Genomic DNA, 17,628 nt, shown 5'->3' with positions numbered 1-17,628 from the left:
TCGGCCGTCGGCACACCGCGTCACGTGTACCCGGCCGCGAACGAGCGGGAACAACCGGGAGTGACCGGGAACAAAGCGAGACGGCCGCCACCGCTCTCGCGGTGACGACCGTCTCGTCGAAGTGGGCGAGGGGGGATTTGAACCCCCACGTCCCGAAGGACACTGGCACCTGAAGCCAGCGCGTCTGCCGTTCCGCCACTCGCCCGAGTAGCGTCCCAGTGGCCTTCCCTTTCGGGCCGTTCCCCTGGCGACGTCGAAACATTAGCACGTAGAACGGGGTGAGTTCACATCGCTTTCCCCGGGGGCATACGCACCCGTGCGGACAGCCCCTCCCGCACTCCGCTCCCCGTGCGGGACACTGTTCCCCGAGCGCCCCTACGATCCCTTGTGAGGACCAACACTCGTCCTCACAGGAGCGATGGGGAACCACCCGAATCCGCCACGCGTGGATACGATCAGTAAGCAGTACAGGGCCACAACGACGGAGGAGGTGCCCCATGGGAGTTCTGAAGCGGTTCGAGCAGCGACTCGAAGGTCTGGTGAACGGCACCTTCGCCAAGGTCTTCAAGTCCGAGGTCCAGCCGGTGGAGATCGCCGGAGCCCTCCAGCGGGAGTGCGACAACAACGCCACGATCTGGAACCGTGAGCGGACCGTCGTCCCCAACGACTTCATCGTGGAGCTCAGCGCCGGCGACTACGACCGCCTGAGCCCCTATTCCGGACAGCTCGGCGACGAGCTCGCCGGCCTCGTCCGCGACTACGCCAAGCAGCAGCGGTACAGCTTCATGGGCCCCATCAAGGTCCACCTGGAGAAGGCCGAGGACCTCGACACCGGGCTCTACCGGGTCCGCAGTCGCACCCTCGCCTCCAGCACCTCGCAGCCGCAGGGCGCGGCCCCGTCCCCGGCGAGCGGCTACGGCTACCCGCCGGTCGCCGCACCGCCCATGCCCGCCGGCCCGCCCCCGGGCGGACCCGGTGCCCACCGGCCCGCCCCGGGCGGTCCCGGCGGCGCGGCCCCGGTGGGATCCGGCGGGCCCCGGCGGCACTGGATCGAGATCAACGGCACCCGCCACCAGATCTCGCGCCCCACGCTCGTACTCGGCCGAAGCACCGAAGCCGACGTGCGGATCGACGACCCCGGCGTATCGCGCCGGCACTGTGAGATCCGGACCGGAACGCCCTCGACGATCCAGGATCTCGGGTCCACCAACGGCATCGTGGTGGACGGGCAGCACACCACCCGCGCTACGCTCCGCGACGGCTCGCGGATCGTCGTGGGCAGCACCACCATCATTTACCGGCAAGCCGAAGGGTGAAGCGGGGGCAATGTCAGAGCTGACCCTGACGGTCATGCGGTTGGGTTTCCTGGCCGTTCTGTGGCTGTTCGTCATCGTGGCCGTCCAGGTCATCCGCAGTGATCTCTTCGGTACGAGAGTGACCCAGCGCGGCTCCTCCCGCCGCGGCGGCGCCGGCGGCGCCCCGCAGCAGGGCGGCCGCCAGGCCGCGCCTCCGCAGCAGCGCCAGCGTCGCGGTGCGCCCACCAAGCTCGTCGTCTCCGAGGGCATCCTCACGGGTACCACCGTGGCCCTCGCCGGGCAGACGATCACCCTGGGCCGCGCCCACGACTCCACGATCGTGCTGGACGACGACTACGCGTCCAGCCGCCATGCCAGGATCTACCCCGACCGTGACGGCCAGTGGATCGTCGAGGATCTCGGGTCCACCAACGGCACCTATCTCGACCGGACCCGGCTGACCACCCCGACGCCCATTCCGCCGGGCGCGCCGATCCGCATCGGCAAGACCGTCATCGAGCTGCGGAAGTAGTACGAGAATGAGCGAGCGGAGCGAGCGCGCGGCGGTGATCCGTGCCACCGAGGACACGGACACGGGCGCGCTCCCGACCGGAGGGTGGGCAGTGTGGCTCGAGACCGGTTGTACCCGGAGGAAGCTTCGTCGACAGGGCAGGTGCACATGAGTCTGTCCCTGCGGTTCGCAGCCGGATCCCACAAGGGCATGATCCGCGAGGGGAACGAGGACTCCGGTTACGCCGGCCCGCGTCTCCTGGCGATCGCCGACGGCATGGGTGGGCAGGCCGCCGGCGAGGTGGCGAGCTCCGAGGTGATCTCCACCCTCGTGCAGCTCGACGACGACGTCCCGGGCTCCGACATCCTCACCTCGCTCGCCACCGCCGTGCAGCGTGCCAACGACCAGCTGCGCGTCATGGTCGAGGAGGACCCCCAGCTGGAGGGCATGGGCACCACCCTCACCGCCCTGCTGTGGACCGGCCAGCGCCTCGGCCTCGTACATGTCGGCGACTCCCGCGCCTACCTGCTGCGCGACGGCGTTCTCACGCAGATCACCCAGGACCACACCTGGGTGCAGCGCCTGGTCGACGAGGGCCGCATCACGGAGGAGGAGGCGACGACCCACCCGCAGCGCTCCCTCCTGATGCGCGCGCTGGGCAGCGGCGACATCGTCGAGCCCGACCTCTCCATCCGCGAGGTCCGCGCCGGCGACCGCTACCTCATCTGTTCCGACGGGCTCTCCGGCGTGGTCTCCCACCAGACGCTGGAGGAGACCCTCGCCGACTACCACGGCCCCCGCGAGACCGTGCAGTCGCTGATCCAGCTCGCGCTGCGCGGCGGCGGGCCCGACAACATCACCTGCATCGTCGCCGACGTCCTCGACACCGACAGCGGCGACACCCTCGCCGCCCAGGTCAGCGACACCCCCGTGGTCGTCGGCGCGGTAGCCGAGAACCAGCACCAGCTCTTCGACAACAACAACGCCATGCAGACCCCGGCCGGCCGCGCCTCCGGGCTCGGCCGTCAGGCCCCGCCGCCCGCGGGCTCCTTCGGCCCCCCCGGCAGCGGCGACGCCGCCTACGGCTACGGCGACCCCGGCCAGGGCGGCGGCTACGGATCCTTCGGCGAGGCCGAGGGATACGACGGCGGCTCCGGCTACGACGACACCTACGACCACCCCCGCAGGCGCCGCAGCAAAGGGCGCAAGTGGACCACCCGCACACTGACCCTGCTCGTCGTCGCCGGTGTCATCGGCGGCGGCCTCTACGCCGGCTGGCGCTGGACCCAGACCCAGTTCTACGTCGGTGTGAAGGGCGAGCACGTCGCACTCTTCCGCGGCATCAGCCCGAAGCTCGGCCCGCTGGAGCTCTCCAAGGTGGAGATCGACCGCCCCGACATCGAACTGAAGTACCTGCCGCCCTTCAAGCGCAAGCTGGTCGAGGCCACCATCAGCGAGGGAAGCCTCGATGGTGCCCGCAAGAAGCTGGACGACCTCGGCGTCCAGGTCTCCGCGTGCAAGAAGGACGAGGAGCGCAGAGGCGCCGAGGCGCAGAACAGCCAGACACCCGGCCCCAGCCTGACTCCCGAGGAGCAGCAGCTGGTCGGCCTGTGCGGAAAGTAGCCCGCGGGCGCAGGGGGCCTGCCACACCATGAGCGTTGTCACCAATACGACCACCATCGGCGCCATCGAGCTGCCGAGCCGGCGGAACACCGAGCTCCTGCTGCTCGCCTTCGCCGTGGTCATCCCGATCTTCGCCTACGCCAACGTGGGTCTGGCGATCCACGGCGAGCTGCCGCCCGGCATGGTCGTGTACGGGGGCGGCTTCGCCGTGCTCGCCGGCATAGCGCACTTCGTCGTACGCCGGTACGCGAAGTACGCCGACCCGCTGCTGCTGCCGCTCGCCACGCTGCTCAACGGCCTCGGTGTCGTCCTGATCTGGCGGCTGGACCAGTCCGAGCGGCTGCAGAACCTCGCCAAGCGCAGCTACGGCGCCTTCTCGCCCTCCGCACCCCGCCAGATGATGTACACGGCCCTGGCGATCGCCCTGTTCGCCGCCGTCCTGCTGATCCTCAAGGACCACCGCGTCCTGCAGCGGTTCACGTACATCTCCATGGCCGGCGCGCTGGTGCTGCTGATCCTGCCCGTCGTCCCGGGCCTGGGCGCCGACGTCTTCGGCGCCAAGATCTGGATCAGCGTCGGCGGCTTCTCGATCCAGCCCGGTGAGTTCGCGAAGATCGTCATCGCGATCTTCTTCGCCGGCTACCTGATGGTGAAGCGCGATGCGCTCGCGCTGGCCAGCCGCCGCTTCATGGGCCTGTACCTGCCGCGCGGCCGCGACCTCGGTCCGATCCTGATGATCTGGGCGATGAGCCTGCTGGTCCTGGTCTTCGAGAACGACCTGGGTACCTCGCTGCTCTTCTTTGGCATGTTCGTGATCATGCTGTACGTGGCCACCGAGCGCACCAGCTGGATCGTCATCGGCTTGCTGATGTCGGTCGGCGGCGCGGTCGTCGTGGCCTCCTTCGCGAGCCACGTCCAGGCCCGTGTCAACGCCTGGCTCGACCCCTTCGGCTGCTACGCCACCTCGGGTGCCTGCGAGCAGGTCGGCCAGTCGATCATGAGCTTCGGCTCCGGCGGGGTCCTCGGTGCCGGATGGGGCCAGGGCAACTCCGACCTCATCGGCTTCGCCGCCAACTCCGACTTCATCTTCTCCACCGTCGGCGAAGAGCTCGGTCTCTCCGGCGTGATGGCCTTCCTGCTGGTCTACGGGCTCATCATCGAGCGGGGCGTCCGCACGGCCCTGGCCGCGCGCGACCCCTTCGGCAAGCTCTTCGCCATCGGCCTGTCCGGCGCCTTCGCGCTCCAGATCTTCGTCGTCGCCGGCGGAGTCATGGGGCTCATCCCCCTCACCGGCATGACGATGCCCTTCCTGGCGTCCGGTGGCTCCTCCGTCCTCGCGAACTGGATCCTCATCGCCGTCCTCATCCGGATCAGCGACACCGCCCGCCGACCGGCCCCGGCCCCGGCTCCGTCCCCCGACTCCGAGATGACCCAGGTGGTCCGCCCGTCATGAACAAGCCCCTGCGCCGCATCTCGCTGTTCTGCGGGCTGCTCGTCCTCGCGCTGCTGATCCGGACCAACTGGCTGCAGTACGTCCAGGCCGAGGAACTCAGCACGCGCAAGGAGAACCGACGGGTCCAGATCGCCCAGTACGCGACCGAGCGCGGCAACATCATCGTCCAGGGCGAGCCCATCACCGGCTCCACGGTCACCGACGGCAGCGACTACAAGTACAAGCGCACCTACCAGGACGGGGAGCTCTGGTCCCCGGTCACCGGGTATGCCTCGCAGGCCTTCGGCGCCACCCAGCTCGAATCGCTCGAGGACGGCATCCTCACCGGCAACGACGACCGGCTGTTCTTCGACCGCACCATCGGCATGTTCACCGGCGAGAAGAAGCAGGGCGGCAACGTCGTCACCACGCTCAACCGCGCCGCGCAGAAGGCTGCCTTCGACAAGCTCGGCAGCAAGAAGGGCGCGGTCGCTGCGATCGACCCGCGCACCGGTGCCATCCTCGCCCTGGTCTCCACGCCCTCGTACGACCCCTCGCGCTTCGCCGGCAACTCCAAGAACGACGAGAAGGCCTGGGTCGAGCTGAAGGACAGCGAGGACAAGAAGCTCGTCAACCGCGCCCTGCGCGAGACCTACCCGCCCGGCTCCACCTTCAAGGTGGTCACCGCCGCGGCCGCCCTGGAGCACGGGGTGGTCAAGGAGGTCAACGACCCGACGGACACCCCCGAGCCGTACATCCTGCCGGGCACCCAGACCCAGCTGCCCAACTCCCACACCGGGTGCGAGAAGGCCAGCCTGAACGAGGCGCTGCGCATCTCCTGCAACTCCGTCTTCGCGAACCTCGGCGACAAGGTCACCCGCGACAAGATGGTGGAGACCGCCGAGAAGTTCGGCTTCAACAACGACAAGATCGACACCCCGGTCCGCGCCTTCGCCAGCGTCTACGACAAGAAGATGGGTCGGGACGGCAACGCCCAGAGCGCGATCGGGCAGTTCAACACCGCCGCCACCCCGCTGCAGATGGCCATGGTCACCGCGGCGATCGCCAACGACGGCAAGCTGATGAAGCCCTACATGGTCGACAACCTCACGGCCCCCAACCTGGACATCATCGAGAAGCACGAGCCGCAGGAGATGAGCCGGCCGCTGTCCGCGGGCAACGCGCAGAAGGTCCAGCAGATGATGGTCAACGTCGTCGAGCAGGGCACCGGCCAGAAGGCCAAGATCAAGGGTGTGACGGTCGGCGGCAAGACCGGTACCGCCCAGCACGGCGAGGGCAACAAGAAGCGCCCGTACGCCTGGTTCATCTCCTACGCCGAGAACGCCGACGGCACTTCGCCCGTCGCCGTCGCCGTCGTCATCGAGGACAGCGAAGGCACCGCCCGTGACGACATCAGCGGTGGCGGTCTCGCCGCCCCCGTCGCCAAGGCGGTCATGGAAGCGGTGCTCAACAGCCAAGGGTGACCAGGGGGATCACGGGCCGGAGACGTGACGCACATCACTGAACCGGCCCTGGATCCGAGCGTACGGTACCGGTCCAGTATCAGCCTGTGGCCACGAACCGATCACGGACGATCGGCCGGTAGCCTTTGCGCGAACAGCACACCGCCGGACCACACACAGGTGCGGTCGGGACTGACGGAGAGGGCTGCAACGTTATGGAAGAGCCGCGTCGCCTCGGCGGCCGGTACGAGCTGAGCCACGTGCTCGGCCGCGGTGGCATGGCAGAGGTCTACCTCGCCCACGACACCCGGCTCGGCCGTACCGTCGCCGTCAAGACCCTGCGTGCCGACCTCGCCCGCGACCCGTCCTTCCAGGCCCGGTTCCGGCGCGAGGCCCAGTCGGCCGCGTCGCTGAACCACCCGGCGATCGTCGCCGTGTACGACACCGGCGAGGACTACGTCGACAACATCTCCATCCCGTACATCGTGATGGAGTACGTCGACGGTTCCACGCTGCGCGAGCTGCTGCATTCGGGCCGCAAGCTGCTTCCCGAGCGCACGCTGGAGATGTGCATCGGCATCCTCCAGGCCCTGGAGTACTCGCACCGCGCCGGCATCGTGCACCGCGACATCAAGCCCGCCAACGTGATGCTGACCCGCACCGGCCAGGTCAAGGTCATGGACTTCGGCATCGCCCGCGCCATGGGCGACTCGGGCATGACCATGACACAGACGGCGGCCGTGATCGGCACCGCCCAGTACCTCTCCCCGGAGCAGGCCAAGGGCGAGCAGGTCGACGCGCGCTCCGACCTGTACTCCGCGGGCTGCCTCCTCTACGAGCTGCTCTGCGTGCGGCCCCCGTTCGTCGGCGACTCCCCGGTGGCCGTCGCCTACCAGCACGTGCGGGAGGAACCGCAGCCCCCGTCGAACTTCGACCCCGAGATCACGCCCGAGATGGACGCCATCGTCCTCAAGGCACTGGTCAAGGACCCCGACTACCGCTACCAGTCGGCCGACGAGATGCGGGCCGACATCGAGGCCTGCCTCGACGGCCAGCCCGTCGCCGCCACCGCCGCCATGGGCGCGGCCGGCTACGGCTACCCGCACGACCAGGGCCACGGCTACGGCCCGCAGGGCTACGACCAGCCCACCACCGCCCTGCGCACCGCCGACCCCGGCGCCCAGACGTCGATGATGCCGCCCATGCCACCGGGTGACGGCGGCTACGGCTATGGCGACCAGGGCTACGACCAGGGTCCGAACCGCCGCCAGAGCCAGAAGAAGAGCAGGGCGTCCACCGTCCTGCTCGTGGCGGCCGGCATCCTCGTCCTGGTCGGCGCGATCCTCATCGGCCGCTCCCTGTTCGGGGACACCGCCGACAACCGGCCCAACGTGCCCAAGCTCATCGGCCAGACCCTGGAACAGGCGACCAAGAGCGGCGAGAACTCCAAGCTCAAGGTGGTCAAGGGCGGCGAAGCGCCCTGCGAGGACCAGCCCAAGGGCAACGTCTGCAAGCAGGACCCGGAGCCCGCCACCAAGGTCGAAGAGGGCTCCACGGTCACGGTGACCATCTCCTCGGGCGCCCCGAAGATCTCCGTCCTCGACGTGCTCAACATGAAGTACGAGGAGGCCGAGAAGGCGCTGAAGGACAAGGGCTTCCAGGTCGACCGCAAGACGCAGGAGTCCAACCGCACCCCGGGGACCGTCCTGGAGCAGAACCCGAAGGCCGGTTCCGAGGCCGAGAAGAACAGCGTGATCACGCTGACGGTGGCCAAGGAGCCGTCCAAGTCCGAGGTCCCCGACCTCACGGGCAAGACCAAGGACGAGGCGGAGAAGGCCCTCAAGGCGGTCAACCTGCGGCTCGGCAGCGTCACGGAGTCCGACCAGCCGGGAGCCGCTCCGGGCACGGTCATCGGCCAGCAGTTCGCGGCGGGCCAGGAGCTCGAACAGAACAAGGCCGTGGGCATCACCATCGCCAAGGCCTCGCAGGCGACGGTCGTCCCGAACTTCTCCGGCCGGACCCTGGGCCAGTACAAGAACGACCTGCAGCGAGCCAACCTGCGGCTTGGCATCGTCGCCGGCCCGTCGGACGACAACGCGCTCGTGGTAAGCACCAGCCCGGAGCCCGGTACCCCCGGCGCGTCGGGACAGGCCGTCAACGTGGCCACGATCGCCGGACAGCAGGACGGCGGGAACAACAACGGCGGTCTCTTCGGAGGCCTGACCGGTGGCGGAGGCCGCCGCTAGGCGCGGCCCCTCGGCCGCCGGTCCGGCGACCAGGTCCGTGTGAAAAGGTCCGGCTCCTCTCGGATGCGAGAGGGGCCGGACCTTTCACACGCCCACACCCACGGCGGCGACAGACGGGCGTCTGCGGGCCTGTCCGGGGCCTCTGGGATTCCTGGGACTCCCTGGAACTCCCGGGGCTCCCGCGGGGCCCTCCAGACCCTCTGGGGGCCGCGCAGGCCCCGGCTCAGCGCAGCTCCGCCGGGGGCGTGCGCCGGGCGTCGACCTTCTCCGTCCGGACCAGCTCGCCCCACACGATGTACCGGTACTTCGAGGTGTAGACCGGGGTGCAGGTGGTGAGCGTGATGTACCGGCCCGGAGCGGTCTTGCCGGACTCCTTGGGGACCGCGTTGATCACGTCGGTGTTGTACTTCGAGGTCTGGCGCAGCTCTGCGAAGACCCGGTAGACGTACCAGGTGTCCCGGGTCTCGAAGACGACCGCGTCGCCGTTCTTCACCTTGTCGATGTTGTGGAACTTCGCCCCGTGCCCGTCGCGGTGCGCGGCCAGCGAGAAGTTCCCCTTCTCGTCCCACGGCAGCGCCGACTTCACGGGCTCCGTGTAGTACCCGGCCACGCCGTCGTCGAGGATGTCCGGCGCCGTGCCCGCCTTGACGAGCACCTCGCCGTTCCGCATCGCCGGCACGTGCAGGAAGCCGACTCCGCCCCGGGTGTCGAGCGCACCCGGTCCGGCCTGCTCGGGGGCCGGGTTCAGCCACTGCTGCCGGATCTCGTTCCCGCGCGCGGCGGCCTGCCGGTCCGCGAGGACGTTCGTCCACCACAGCGAGTAGGCCACGAACAGCCCCAGCACCAGGCCCGCCGTGATGAGAACCTCGCCCAGCAGGCTCAGGAACCCGGCGAGCACACTGCGGCTGCCGGCGGGCGGGGCCGCGGCACGGCGGCTGGCACGAGACACTGCGTGATTCTTCCTTAGCTGGTCAGCGCGGGCGGCGGGCCCTGGCTGCGCGGTCGTTCGTCGGTCATCCTGCCCCATACGATCATCCGGTAGGTGCTGGTGAACTCCGGGGTGCAGGTGGTCAGCGTGATGTACCGGCCCTCGGAGGTGAAACCGGAGCCCTCCGGCACGGGTTTGATCACTCCGATGTTCGTCGGCGGTGTCTGCGCGAGCGACGAGGTCATCTCGTACGTGTAGTAGGCGTCCCGGGTCTCGACCACGACGGGGTCCCCGGGCACCAGCCGGTTGATGTAGCGGAACGGCTCGCCGTGGGTGTTGCGGTGTCCGGCCACCGCGAAGTTGCCCTGCTTGTCGGCCGGCATCGCGGTCTTCAGCGCGCCCTCGCCGTAGTGCCCGACCATGCCCCGGTCCAGGACCTTCGGCTTGCTGATGCCCTCGGCCACCGGGACCTTCACGTCCAGCTTGGGGATGTGGAGGATGGCGAAGCCCTGGCCCGGCTCGAAGGCCGTCACCGGCGGGGCCGTCCCGCCGCCGTCCGGTTGCCGCTCCCAGGTCTGCAGCAGCGAGCCTGCGGCGCCGTTCGCCGTCCGCTCCGCCACCACGTTCGTGTACCAGAGCTGATAGGCGACGAACAGCAGCATCACCAGGCCCGCCGTGATGAACAGCTCCCCGCCCAGCCGGCTCGCGATGACCACCGGGCCGCCCGACGCCGGCCGCTTGCGCCGCCGTCCGCCCCGCCGCCGTCCGCCCCGCCGCCGGGTGTTCCCGGCGGCCCGTTTCGCGGCCTCCTGAGCTGCCCTGCGTCGCGCGGCCCGGCCCTCCGTGGGCGCGGACGGCGCGACCGTCGTCACGCGACGGCCTTGCCCACCACCGGGGCCAGCCCCACCGAGCGCTCCACCGCGCCGGCGTCACCGCACCGGACCAGCCAGTTCGCGAGCATCCGGTGGCCCCATTCGGTCAGCACCGACTCGGGGTGGAACTGCACGCCCTCGACGTCGTGCTCCCGGTGGCGCAGGCCCATGATGATCCCGTCCTCGGTCCGTGCCGTGACCTCCAGCACGTCGGGCAGGGTCGCGGGCTCGGCCGCGAGGGAGTGGTACCGGGTCGCGGTGAAGGGCGAGGGCAGTCCCTCGAAGACGCCGAGCCCGCCGTGCACCACGGGCGAGGTCTTGCCGTGCAGCAGCTCCGGGGCCCGGCCCACCACGCCTCCGTAGGCCACCGCCATCGACTGCATGCCCAGGCACACGCCGAAGACGGGGACGCCGGTGCCGGCGCAGTGCCGGACCATGTCGATGCAGACGCCGGCCTGCTCGGGCGTGCCCGGTCCGGGGGAGAGCAGCACCCCGTCGAAGCCGTCCTGCGCGTGCGCGAGGGCGACCTCGTCGTTGCGCAGGACCTCGCACTGGGCTCCCAGCTGGTAGAGGTACTGGACCAGGTTGAAGACGAAGCTGTCGTAGTTGTCCACGACCAGAATGCGTGCGCTCACGGACTGGCTCCCGATCCCTCGTCCACCGTCACATCGTTGAACGGAAGGAGTGGCTCGGCCCACGGGAAGACGTACTGGAACAGCACGAAAACCACGGCGAGGACCAGTACGAGGGAGATCAGGGCGCGCACCCACGCGTTGCCCGGCAGATGCCGCCAGATCCAGCCGTACATGCCGCCTGATTCCTTTTCGTCCATATTCGTTCAACGCACCGCGGGGGCGGTACGCGAACAGACTAAAGGCAGCGGCCCGGCGGAGAGGGTCACCTGGACGAACCCCCCGGCCCGCTCTGCGCCGCGGGGTGCGTTCCGGTCAGTTCCGCCCAGACCACCAGCCGGTGGCTGTGTCCCCACTCGGGGTCGCAGGTGGTCAGCGTCAGGTACCGGCCCGGCGCCGTGAAGGGGGACCCGCCGGGGACCGGGTCGACCACTCCGACGTCGGTGGGCAGGATGCGCAGGGGCCCGCCCCGGATCGTGTACGTGTACCGGGTGCCCGCGTCCTTGAGGATCACCTCGTCCCCCGGGCGCAGCTTCGGGAAGTCCTTGAAGGGGTCTCCGTAGGTGCGGCGGTGGCCGGCCACGGAGAAGTTCCCGACGGCCCCGAGGGGGGCGGTCGCGGTGTAGTGGCCCAGGCCCTTCTTCAGCAGCTCGGGGTCCGTGCCCTCCAGGACCGGCCGGACCCAGTCCGGGCCGAAGCGCGGTACGTACATCTCGGCGAAGGCCCGGCCCGCGGGGTGGCGGGGCGGCGGCTCGGCTGCGGTGGACTCCGGCGGCAGCGGGGCGGCCCCGGGCGCGGCGGCCAGCGCCGCCCGCGGTGCGCCGGCCGCCCAGCTGTCGCGCAGCCGGGCCATCTCGCCGGCTGCGGCCCGGTCCGCGGTGACCCCGGTCCACAGCAGGACGTAGGCGACGAAGAGCACGATCAGCGCGCCGGCCGTCAGGCACGCCTCGCTGAACGTCCGTACCGCCAGCCGCAGTACGGCGTCGGAACGGACCCGGTCACGGGGTGGCGCCCACCGGCTTCGCATAGTGGAGGTCCACTGTGCCGGAGTAGGCGGGAAGTGTCAGCGCCTTGTGCTCGTCCACTTTCCAGCCCAGGCCGTAGGCGTTCACGTACGCCTGGTAGTTCTGCAGGGCCGGGGAGGCGGCGAGGGCCTTCTTGAGCGCCGCCGGGTCGCCGACGGCGGAGATCTTGTACGGGGGCGAGTAGACGCGGCCCTGGAGGATCAGGGTGTTGCCCACACAGCGCACCGCGCTGGTGGAGATGAGCCGCTGGTCCATGACCTGGATGCCCTGGGCGCCGCCCTGCCACAGGGCGTTCACCACGGCCTGGAGGTCCTGCTGGTGGATCACCAGGTCGTTGGGCTGCGGCTCGGGCACGTTGGGAATGCGGGCGGTGGCGTTGGGAGGGGCGTCGTTGAGGGTGACGGTCAGGCCCTTGCCGGAGAGCTCCTCGGTGCCCGAGGCGGCCCGCAGGGCGGCCAGCTCGGCGTCCTGTGCCCGGCTGCTGCCGTTGTCGCGGGCGGCGAGGGCGTCCACGCGGCGGCGGGCCGCTCCGGTGCTCTCCTCCAGCTCCGCGTTGTCCTGGCTGCGCTCCTCGATGAGATCGGACAGTTTCAGGAGGGAGGCGTCCGTCCGGATGTTCGTACCCTTGGAAGTGTTGAAACTGGTGACGAAGAGCAGCCCGGCCAGGGCGAAGACGGCGGCCGTCAGCAACCGGACCGGCCTGGCCCGGCGGCGGGTACCCGCGGAGGAGTCGTCTGAATTGCTCAACGTACCCTTCTCCTTCAACGCCACAGGTCCACTACGCTAACGGACGCCCGGGGCAGGCAAGGTCCCCAGCGCATCGACAGGAGAGCCCCTCGTGCCGAAGTCACGTATCCGCAAGAAGGACGACTACACCCCGCCGCCCACGCGGCAGCCGCAGAGCATCCGGTTGACGAACCGCAGCTGGGTGGCCCCGGTCATGTTGGCGTTCTTCCTGATCGGTCTCGCGTGGATCGTCGTCTTCTACGTGACCGAGACCCAGCTGCCGGTCGAGGCGCTGGGCAACTGGAACATCGTGGTCGGGTTCGGCTTCATCGCGGCGGGATTCGGCGTTTCCACGCAGTGGAAGTAGCACCCGGCCGTCCCTGACGGAAGCTCTCCCCAGGAGTTATCCACAGCGTCATCCACAGCTGAGGAAAAGGCAGAAGATCTGTGGATAACTCTGTGGAGAGTTGACGCCGGTGTGATCAGGTGAGTTCCGCCGTACGGAGCATGATCAGCGCTGCTGCCAGCAGGAACACCGCCGCACAGGTGCCCCACTGGACGAGTGCGCGATGCCGGGCGGCGGTCGGCGTGAGCATGCCGAGCCCGACCAGCGCGCCGGTGACCAGACCGCCCACGTGGGCCTGCCAGGACACGTTGAGGGCACCGCCGAAGGGGAAGAAGGTCAGCACCAGCATCAGCACGACCATGACGATCACCGGCCGCATCTCGTACCGCAGCCGTCGCACCAGCACCACCGTGGCGCCGAGCAGGCCGAAGACCGCTCCGGAGGCGCCGAGGGTCGGGGTGTTCGGCGGGGTCAGCAGGTAGACGAGGACGCTGCCGCCCAGGCCCGAGAGCAGGTAGACGGCGAGGTAGCGGGCGCGGCCCAGGGCCGCCTCCAGAGGGCCTCCGATCACCCACAGGCCGATCATGTTGCCGGTGATGTGCCACCACTCGACGTGCAGGAACACCGAGGTCAGCAGCCGGTGGTACTGGCCGGTGGAGACCCCTTCCAACGGAGCGCCGAAGTACTCGACGTAGCGGCCGAGCAGTTCGAGCTGGATCACGATCGCGGGTGCTGCGAGGCCGGCGAGGAACACCGCCGCGTTGATCCCGATGAGGATCTTGGTGACCAGGTGGGGATCGTCGGCGACCACCCCGCCCGCGAGGGTGCGGGGCGCGTTCGCGGCGGGCCGGTGCCCGGTCCCGGAGCCCTCGCGTACGCACTCGGGGCACTGGAAGCCCACCGAGGCGCTGATCATGCACTCGGGGCAGATGGGGCGCTCGCAGCGGGTGCAGCTGATCCCCGTGTCGCGGTCCGGGTGGCGGTAGCAGCCCGGCAGACGGTCGGTGTCCATCGGTCCCCTCGGTCGGCGGCAGGGCAGGCGGTGCGACCCCGCCGGTCCGGTACGTATCCGGTTCCGGTACGTATCCAGGACGGACGGGCGGGGCGGAAAGGTTCCCGGGGGCCTGGCGGAGCGGGCGGAGGGGTCAGCGCTTCTCGACGACGACGGACTTGATGATCACGTCGTCCAGCGGCCGCTCGGTGCGCGGGTTGGTGGCACTGGCGGCGATGGCGTCCACGACCTTGCGGCTCGCCGGGTCGGCGACCTCGCCGAAGATGGTGTGCTTGCGCGTCAGCCAGGCGGTCGGGGCGACGGTGATGAAGAACTGCGAGCCGTTGGTGCCCGGGCCGGCGTTGGCCATGGCGAGCAGGTAGGGCTTGGTGAAGGCCAGATCGGGGTGGAACTCGTCCGCGAAGGCGTAGCCCGGGCCGCCGGTTCCGTTGCCCAGCGGGTCGCCGCCCTGGATCATGAAGCCGCTGATGACGCGGTGGAAGACGGTGCCGTCGTAGAGCGGGTCGGTGGTCTTCTGGCCGTCCGTGGGACGGGTCCACTCGCGGGCGCCCGTGGCGAGCTCGACGAAGTTCCGAACGGTCTTCGGAGCGAAGTTCTCCAGCAGCTCGATCTCGATGTCGCCGTGGGTGGTCTTCAGGGTGGCGTAGAGCTTCTCGGCCACGGATCTGCCTTCCATAGTCATCACTGTCGGTCCAGATGGTCGCACGGAGCGCTCCGCGGCACTGAAATCGTCCACCCGTATGCCCTGTCGCGCATGCCGCTCGGCGCTGTGGCAGGCATGATCCGACAAAGGGTGGAAAGGTGAACTGTGTCCGCCACCGAGGAGGAGGATCCCGTGACCGGCAAGGACAGCGCGCGCCTGGCAGCCGAGAGCGCCAGGGAGAGCGTGCGGTACGCGGCTGAAATGGTGGCGCCGTACGCGGAATCCGCCAGGGACGCTGCGGTGCACTACGCGCACGAGGCCAACGAACGGCTGACGCCGATGATGTCCCAGGCTGCCACCGGCGCGGCGCGCCAGGCCCGGATGACCTACGACTGCCATCTGCACCCGCGGCTGAAGGCGGCGCGGGCGCACGTGCCGCCGCCCGTGGACCGGGCTGCGACGAAGGCGGTCCACCAGACGCTGCTGGCGGCCCGTCAGGCGGCCGACTACACGCAGCCGAAGATCGAGAGCGCGATCGCAGCCGCCACGCCCGTGGCCGAGGAGGCCGCGTCGCGTTCGACGGCCGCCCTGGCGGCGTTGCGCGGCCAGGTGACCGCCAAGGAAGTGCAACGGCTGGTGCGCAAGCACGAGCGGGCACGGCGCCGCGGCAAGGTGCTGCGCGGAGCCGCGCTCGTCGGCCTGGTCGCCGCCGGCGCATACCTGGCGTGGCGGTGGTGGGACCAGCAGTCGAACCCGGACTGGCTGGTCGAGCCGCCCGCGGCGACCGAGCTGTCGGACCGCGATGCCGCACCGGCGAGCTTCGACGACGAGCTGGCGGAGAAGGAGCGCGAGGCGGGGTCGGGAACCGACCCGCTCGCGTAGCGGCTTCGCGCGGAAGGGGCGGCGGCCGGACCATCGGTTCCGGCCGCCGCCCCTTCCGCGCGTGCTCAGGTGGGGAGGGTCAGGACCATGCCCGGGCTGACGCGGTCCGGGGTGTCTCCGATGACGCCCCGGTTCATCGCGTAGAGCTCGCGCCAGCGGGCCTCGTTGCCGAGCTCACGGTGGGCGATCCCGGCCAGCGAGTCACCGGCCCGGACGGTGTACGTGCGGTGCCCGGCCGAGACGGGAGGCCTGGCCACCGGAGCCGCGGGCACCGCCTTGTGCGCGGCCGAGTGCGGTGTGGGGGTGTGCGCGGCGCCGCGCGCCGTCGAGAGCGGCGCCGGCTTCGGCCTCGTGGCCGGCCTGGGGGCGGCCGGCACGGCCTTGTGGGCCGCCGAAGCGGGCGTGGGGGTCGCGGGGGAGGGCCGGGCCGGCGCGGCCGCCGCCATGCGTTCGGCGGCGGCCTTGGTGGCCGCCGCGGCGTCGGCCGCCGAGCCCGCCGGGGGCCGCGCCGCCGGGTCCGGCTGCTGGACCACCTGTTCCCGTGCCTTCGCGGCCGCCTCGTCGGCCTTGTGCCTGTCGGACTTCAGGAAGTCGAAGAGTCCCATGTGCATACGCCTCCGGCGTGCTGGTCCCCCCTGGTTCGGTGCCCTTCCCCACTGTCTGCCACCCGGCGCCGGCCGGCCCCGTGGCGGGGCCGTCCGGGGGACGTGGGCCCCCGCACCCCCATGGGAACACGTCGGGAAGGAAGCGGGAAAGCACGCCGCGAACATCGTGGGACACGATGGAGGAGAATTCTGTGATCATCAAACAGGCCGCGGAGCGGGTCGTACTGGTCGGGCCCGGGCCCGGGCTCCTGGACGCCGCGGTCACGGCGGGTTTGGACGTCTGGGTGGTGTCGGACACCGGCTCCGGCCCCCCGCACCCGCAGCCCCCCGCCGGCCTGCCCGCGCACCGGCTCCTGCGGGTCGACTTCGCAGACCCGCTCGCGCTGCGGGACGTGCTGGCGCGTGCGGTCGCCGAGCACGGCATCGGCCACGTCCTGTACCTCGCGAGCGACCTGGAGAGAGGGCTCGGGAGCGGCGCCGCCGCCGCCGAGGACCTGCTGCGGGAACTGTCGCCGGCGGTCGGGCAGCCGACGGGCCGGCTGCCCGACGCGGTGGCGATCCGGCGCATCCTCAACCAGAGCCGGACCTCCGCGGTCCGCGCGGAAGAGGCCCGTTCCATCGCCGAGGCGCGCACCCTGGCCGAGGACTTCCCCCTTCCGGTGGTCATCAAGTCAGCTGACAAGGCGGGCTGTTGGTGGACCGTACCGGTGCACGACCGCTCCGGACTCGACCAGTGGGCCGAACGGGCCGTCACCGCACGGCATTCCGCCCCCTACCTCGTCGAGGAGCTCCTGACGGGAGCCAAGTTCCAGGTGGAAACGCTCACGGTGGACGGCATGCACCTGGTCGCCGGGATCACCCCGGAGGGGAACGCGGCGCCGCTGCCCGACGGCGAGCAGGCGGGCGTTCGCGCGACCGTGCGCGCCCTGCTCGACCTGGCCGGGTACGAACGGGGCACCACGAGGACGGACGTGCTGGTCGGAGCCAGGGGATCGCGGATCGCGGCGGCCACCGAACCCGACCGGGAACGGACCGGGAACGGCCGTTCCCGCCCGGCCGTCACGAGCGGTATCGAGAGGGGAACGGACCGGTAATCGCCTCGACGAGTCTTTGTCCTGTCGAGAGCGGCCACCGCACCACACGGGAACCGCGCACCGGGCACCACACACCAGGGGGTTCAGAACATGCGCAGCAAGCTGGTCGGACTGATCGGGATCATCGCGGCGGCCCTGGTGATCGGCACCGGCGTGACGGTCGGTACGGCGGACGCCGGCCAGCCCTCCGGGTACGAGGTGCTCGCGGACGACCGGGGTCCCGGCCTCCCCTCCCCGGGCCCCACCGGCAAGTGACCGGCCTGTAGCGCACGCGACGGAAGTGCCCCGCACCA

At 70.4% G+C, this 17,628-nt stretch carries 18 protein-coding genes, 1 tRNA gene and 1 pseudogene; 10 read left to right on the top strand and 10 right to left on the bottom strand.

The genetic code is table 11. From position 1 onward, the window contains the following. Window positions 1-122: 122 nt before the first annotated feature. A tRNA-Leu gene (locus R4Z63_RS15985) sits at window positions 123-205 on the bottom strand. 292 nt (window positions 206-497) lie between these two features. Here R4Z63_RS15985 and R4Z63_RS15980 point away from each other — a divergent pair. The 6 genes from R4Z63_RS15980 (at window position 498) to pknB (ending at window position 8,570) form a co-directional block, all read left to right on the top strand. Next, complete coding sequence (locus R4Z63_RS15980) at window positions 498-1,316, top strand: FHA domain-containing protein (RefSeq protein ID WP_384448079.1); 819 nt, start codon at window positions 498-500, stop codon at window positions 1,314-1,316. 10 nt (window positions 1,317-1,326) lie between these two features. Further along, a complete protein-coding gene (locus R4Z63_RS15975) occupies window positions 1,327-1,827 on the top strand; it encodes an FHA domain-containing protein FhaB/FipA (RefSeq protein ID WP_030647603.1) in 501 nt (166 codons plus the stop codon). 147 nt (window positions 1,828-1,974) lie between these two features. Beyond that, window positions 1,975-3,429, top strand: coding sequence for a PP2C family protein-serine/threonine phosphatase (locus R4Z63_RS15970; protein WP_384448076.1), 1,455 nt, complete (start codon window positions 1,975-1,977; stop codon window positions 3,427-3,429). Window positions 3,430-3,457: 28 nt separating this feature from the next. Continuing rightward, the gene (locus R4Z63_RS15965) at window positions 3,458-4,882 is read left to right on the top strand and encodes an FtsW/RodA/SpoVE family cell cycle protein (protein WP_037920508.1); all 1,425 of its coding nucleotides are present in this window, start codon (window positions 3,458-3,460) and stop codon (window positions 4,880-4,882) included. Further along, window positions 4,879-6,345, top strand: a complete 1,467-nt coding sequence (locus tag R4Z63_RS15960) for a peptidoglycan D,D-transpeptidase FtsI family protein (protein ID WP_037920506.1) — start codon at window positions 4,879-4,881, stop codon at window positions 6,343-6,345. Before R4Z63_RS15965 ends, R4Z63_RS15960 begins: the two co-directional genes overlap by 4 nt. A 194-nt stretch (window positions 6,346-6,539) precedes the next feature. Continuing rightward, window positions 6,540-8,570 carry a Stk1 family PASTA domain-containing Ser/Thr kinase gene (gene pknB / locus R4Z63_RS15955; RefSeq protein WP_037920504.1) on the top strand — a complete coding sequence of 677 codons (2,031 nt, stop codon included), beginning with the start codon at window positions 6,540-6,542 and terminating at the stop codon, window positions 8,568-8,570. Between the two features lie 223 nt (window positions 8,571-8,793). Here pknB and R4Z63_RS15950 read toward each other — a convergent pair whose 3' ends face one another. The 6 genes and pseudogenes from R4Z63_RS15950 to R4Z63_RS15925 all read right to left on the bottom strand — a co-directional run bounded on the left by R4Z63_RS15950 (window position 8,794) and on the right by R4Z63_RS15925 (window position 12,774). Then, on the bottom strand, window positions 8,794-9,519 hold the full coding sequence (locus tag R4Z63_RS15950) for a class E sortase (RefSeq protein WP_384448071.1): 726 nt from the start codon (window positions 9,517-9,519) through the stop codon (window positions 8,794-8,796). A gap of 14 nt (window positions 9,520-9,533) precedes the next feature. Further along, window positions 9,534-10,412, bottom strand: a pseudogene (locus R4Z63_RS15945) (class E sortase); the annotation flags it as partial. Beyond that, window positions 10,367-11,005, bottom strand: coding sequence for an aminodeoxychorismate/anthranilate synthase component II (locus tag R4Z63_RS15940; protein ID WP_384448068.1), 639 nt, complete (start codon window positions 11,003-11,005; stop codon window positions 10,367-10,369). The gene R4Z63_RS15940 and the pseudogene R4Z63_RS15945, both read right to left, overlap by 46 nt. Continuing rightward, window positions 11,002-11,178 (bottom strand): hypothetical protein, encoded by a 177-nt coding sequence (locus R4Z63_RS15935; protein ID WP_037920490.1) that lies wholly within the window; start codon window positions 11,176-11,178, stop codon window positions 11,002-11,004. Before R4Z63_RS15935 ends, R4Z63_RS15940 begins: the two co-directional genes overlap by 4 nt. An 89-nt stretch (window positions 11,179-11,267) precedes the next feature. After that, window positions 11,268-12,029, bottom strand: a complete 762-nt coding sequence (locus R4Z63_RS15930) for a class E sortase (protein ID WP_384448065.1) — start codon at window positions 12,027-12,029, stop codon at window positions 11,268-11,270. Next, complete coding sequence (locus tag R4Z63_RS15925; RefSeq protein ID WP_037920487.1) at window positions 12,001-12,774, bottom strand: DUF881 domain-containing protein; 774 nt, start codon at window positions 12,772-12,774, stop codon at window positions 12,001-12,003. Before R4Z63_RS15925 ends, R4Z63_RS15930 begins: the two co-directional genes overlap by 29 nt. A gap of 91 nt (window positions 12,775-12,865) precedes the next feature. Here R4Z63_RS15925 and crgA point away from each other — a divergent pair, with 91 nt between their 5' ends. Further along, window positions 12,866-13,120, top strand: coding sequence for a cell division protein CrgA (gene crgA / locus R4Z63_RS15920; RefSeq protein WP_030762414.1), 255 nt, complete (start codon window positions 12,866-12,868; stop codon window positions 13,118-13,120). A gap of 115 nt (window positions 13,121-13,235) precedes the next feature. Here the strand turns inward: crgA and R4Z63_RS15915 are convergent, their stop codons facing one another. Together R4Z63_RS15915 and R4Z63_RS15910 are read right to left on the bottom strand one after the other, a co-directional pair. Further along, a complete protein-coding gene (locus tag R4Z63_RS15915; protein WP_037920485.1) occupies window positions 13,236-14,111 on the bottom strand; it encodes a rhomboid family intramembrane serine protease in 876 nt (291 codons plus the stop codon). A gap of 133 nt (window positions 14,112-14,244) precedes the next feature. Beyond that, entirely contained in the window at window positions 14,245-14,772 is a 528-nt protein-coding gene (locus R4Z63_RS15910) for a peptidylprolyl isomerase (RefSeq protein ID WP_384448253.1), read from the bottom strand. 147 nt (window positions 14,773-14,919) lie between these two features. Here R4Z63_RS15910 and R4Z63_RS15905 point away from each other — a divergent pair, with 147 nt between their 5' ends. Continuing rightward, window positions 14,920-15,636, top strand: a complete 717-nt coding sequence (locus R4Z63_RS15905; RefSeq protein WP_052030353.1) for a DUF5324 family protein — start codon at window positions 14,920-14,922, stop codon at window positions 15,634-15,636. A gap of 65 nt (window positions 15,637-15,701) precedes the next feature. Here the strand turns inward: R4Z63_RS15905 and R4Z63_RS15900 are convergent, their stop codons facing one another. Continuing rightward, window positions 15,702-16,241, bottom strand: coding sequence for a LysM peptidoglycan-binding domain-containing protein (locus R4Z63_RS15900; protein WP_384449150.1), 540 nt, complete (start codon window positions 16,239-16,241; stop codon window positions 15,702-15,704). A 191-nt stretch (window positions 16,242-16,432) separates the two neighbouring features. Between R4Z63_RS15900 and R4Z63_RS15895 the strand changes: the two genes are divergently transcribed. Together R4Z63_RS15895 and R4Z63_RS15890 are read left to right on the top strand one after the other, a co-directional pair. Continuing rightward, entirely contained in the window at window positions 16,433-17,335 is a 903-nt protein-coding gene (locus tag R4Z63_RS15895; RefSeq protein WP_384449147.1) for an ATP-grasp domain-containing protein, read from the top strand. A 90-nt stretch (window positions 17,336-17,425) separates the two neighbouring features. Continuing rightward, window positions 17,426-17,590, top strand: coding sequence for a hypothetical protein (locus R4Z63_RS15890; protein WP_157840211.1), 165 nt, complete (start codon window positions 17,426-17,428; stop codon window positions 17,588-17,590). Window positions 17,591-17,628 lie beyond the last annotated feature (38 nt).

It is taken from the genome of Streptomyces sp. PL-29, assembly GCF_058344425.1.
The sequence above is the reverse complement of the archived record's forward strand: the minus strand, read 5'-3'. Positions and strand labels throughout refer to the sequence as shown.

Excerpts from the sequence above, each read along its gene's own strand:
- R4Z63_RS15980 (WP_384448079.1), top strand. The coding sequence starts at position 498 with ATGGGAGTTCTGAAGCGGTTCGAGCAGCGACTCGAAGGTCTGGTGAAC.
- R4Z63_RS15975 (WP_030647603.1), top strand. The coding sequence starts at position 1,327 with ATGTCAGAGCTGACCCTGACGGTCATGCGGTTGGGTTTCCTGGCCGTT.
- R4Z63_RS15970 (WP_384448076.1), top strand. The coding sequence starts at position 1,975 with ATGAGTCTGTCCCTGCGGTTCGCAGCCGGATCCCACAAGGGCATGATC.
- R4Z63_RS15965 (WP_037920508.1), top strand. The coding sequence starts at position 3,458 with ATGAGCGTTGTCACCAATACGACCACCATCGGCGCCATCGAGCTGCCG.
- R4Z63_RS15960 (WP_037920506.1), top strand. The coding sequence starts at position 4,879 with ATGAACAAGCCCCTGCGCCGCATCTCGCTGTTCTGCGGGCTGCTCGTC.
- pknB (WP_037920504.1), top strand. The coding sequence starts at position 6,540 with ATGGAAGAGCCGCGTCGCCTCGGCGGCCGGTACGAGCTGAGCCACGTG.
- R4Z63_RS15935 (WP_037920490.1), bottom strand. The coding sequence starts at position 11,178 with ATGTACGGCTGGATCTGGCGGCATCTGCCGGGCAACGCGTGGGTGCGC.
- R4Z63_RS15930 (WP_384448065.1), bottom strand. The coding sequence starts at position 12,029 with ATGCGAAGCCGGTGGGCGCCACCCCGTGACCGGGTCCGTTCCGACGCC.
- R4Z63_RS15915 (WP_037920485.1), bottom strand. The coding sequence starts at position 14,111 with ATGGACACCGACCGTCTGCCGGGCTGCTACCGCCACCCGGACCGCGAC.
- R4Z63_RS15900 (WP_384449150.1), bottom strand. The coding sequence starts at position 16,241 with ATGGGACTCTTCGACTTCCTGAAGTCCGACAGGCACAAGGCCGACGAG.
- R4Z63_RS15890 (WP_157840211.1), top strand. The coding sequence starts at position 17,426 with ATGCGCAGCAAGCTGGTCGGACTGATCGGGATCATCGCGGCGGCCCTG.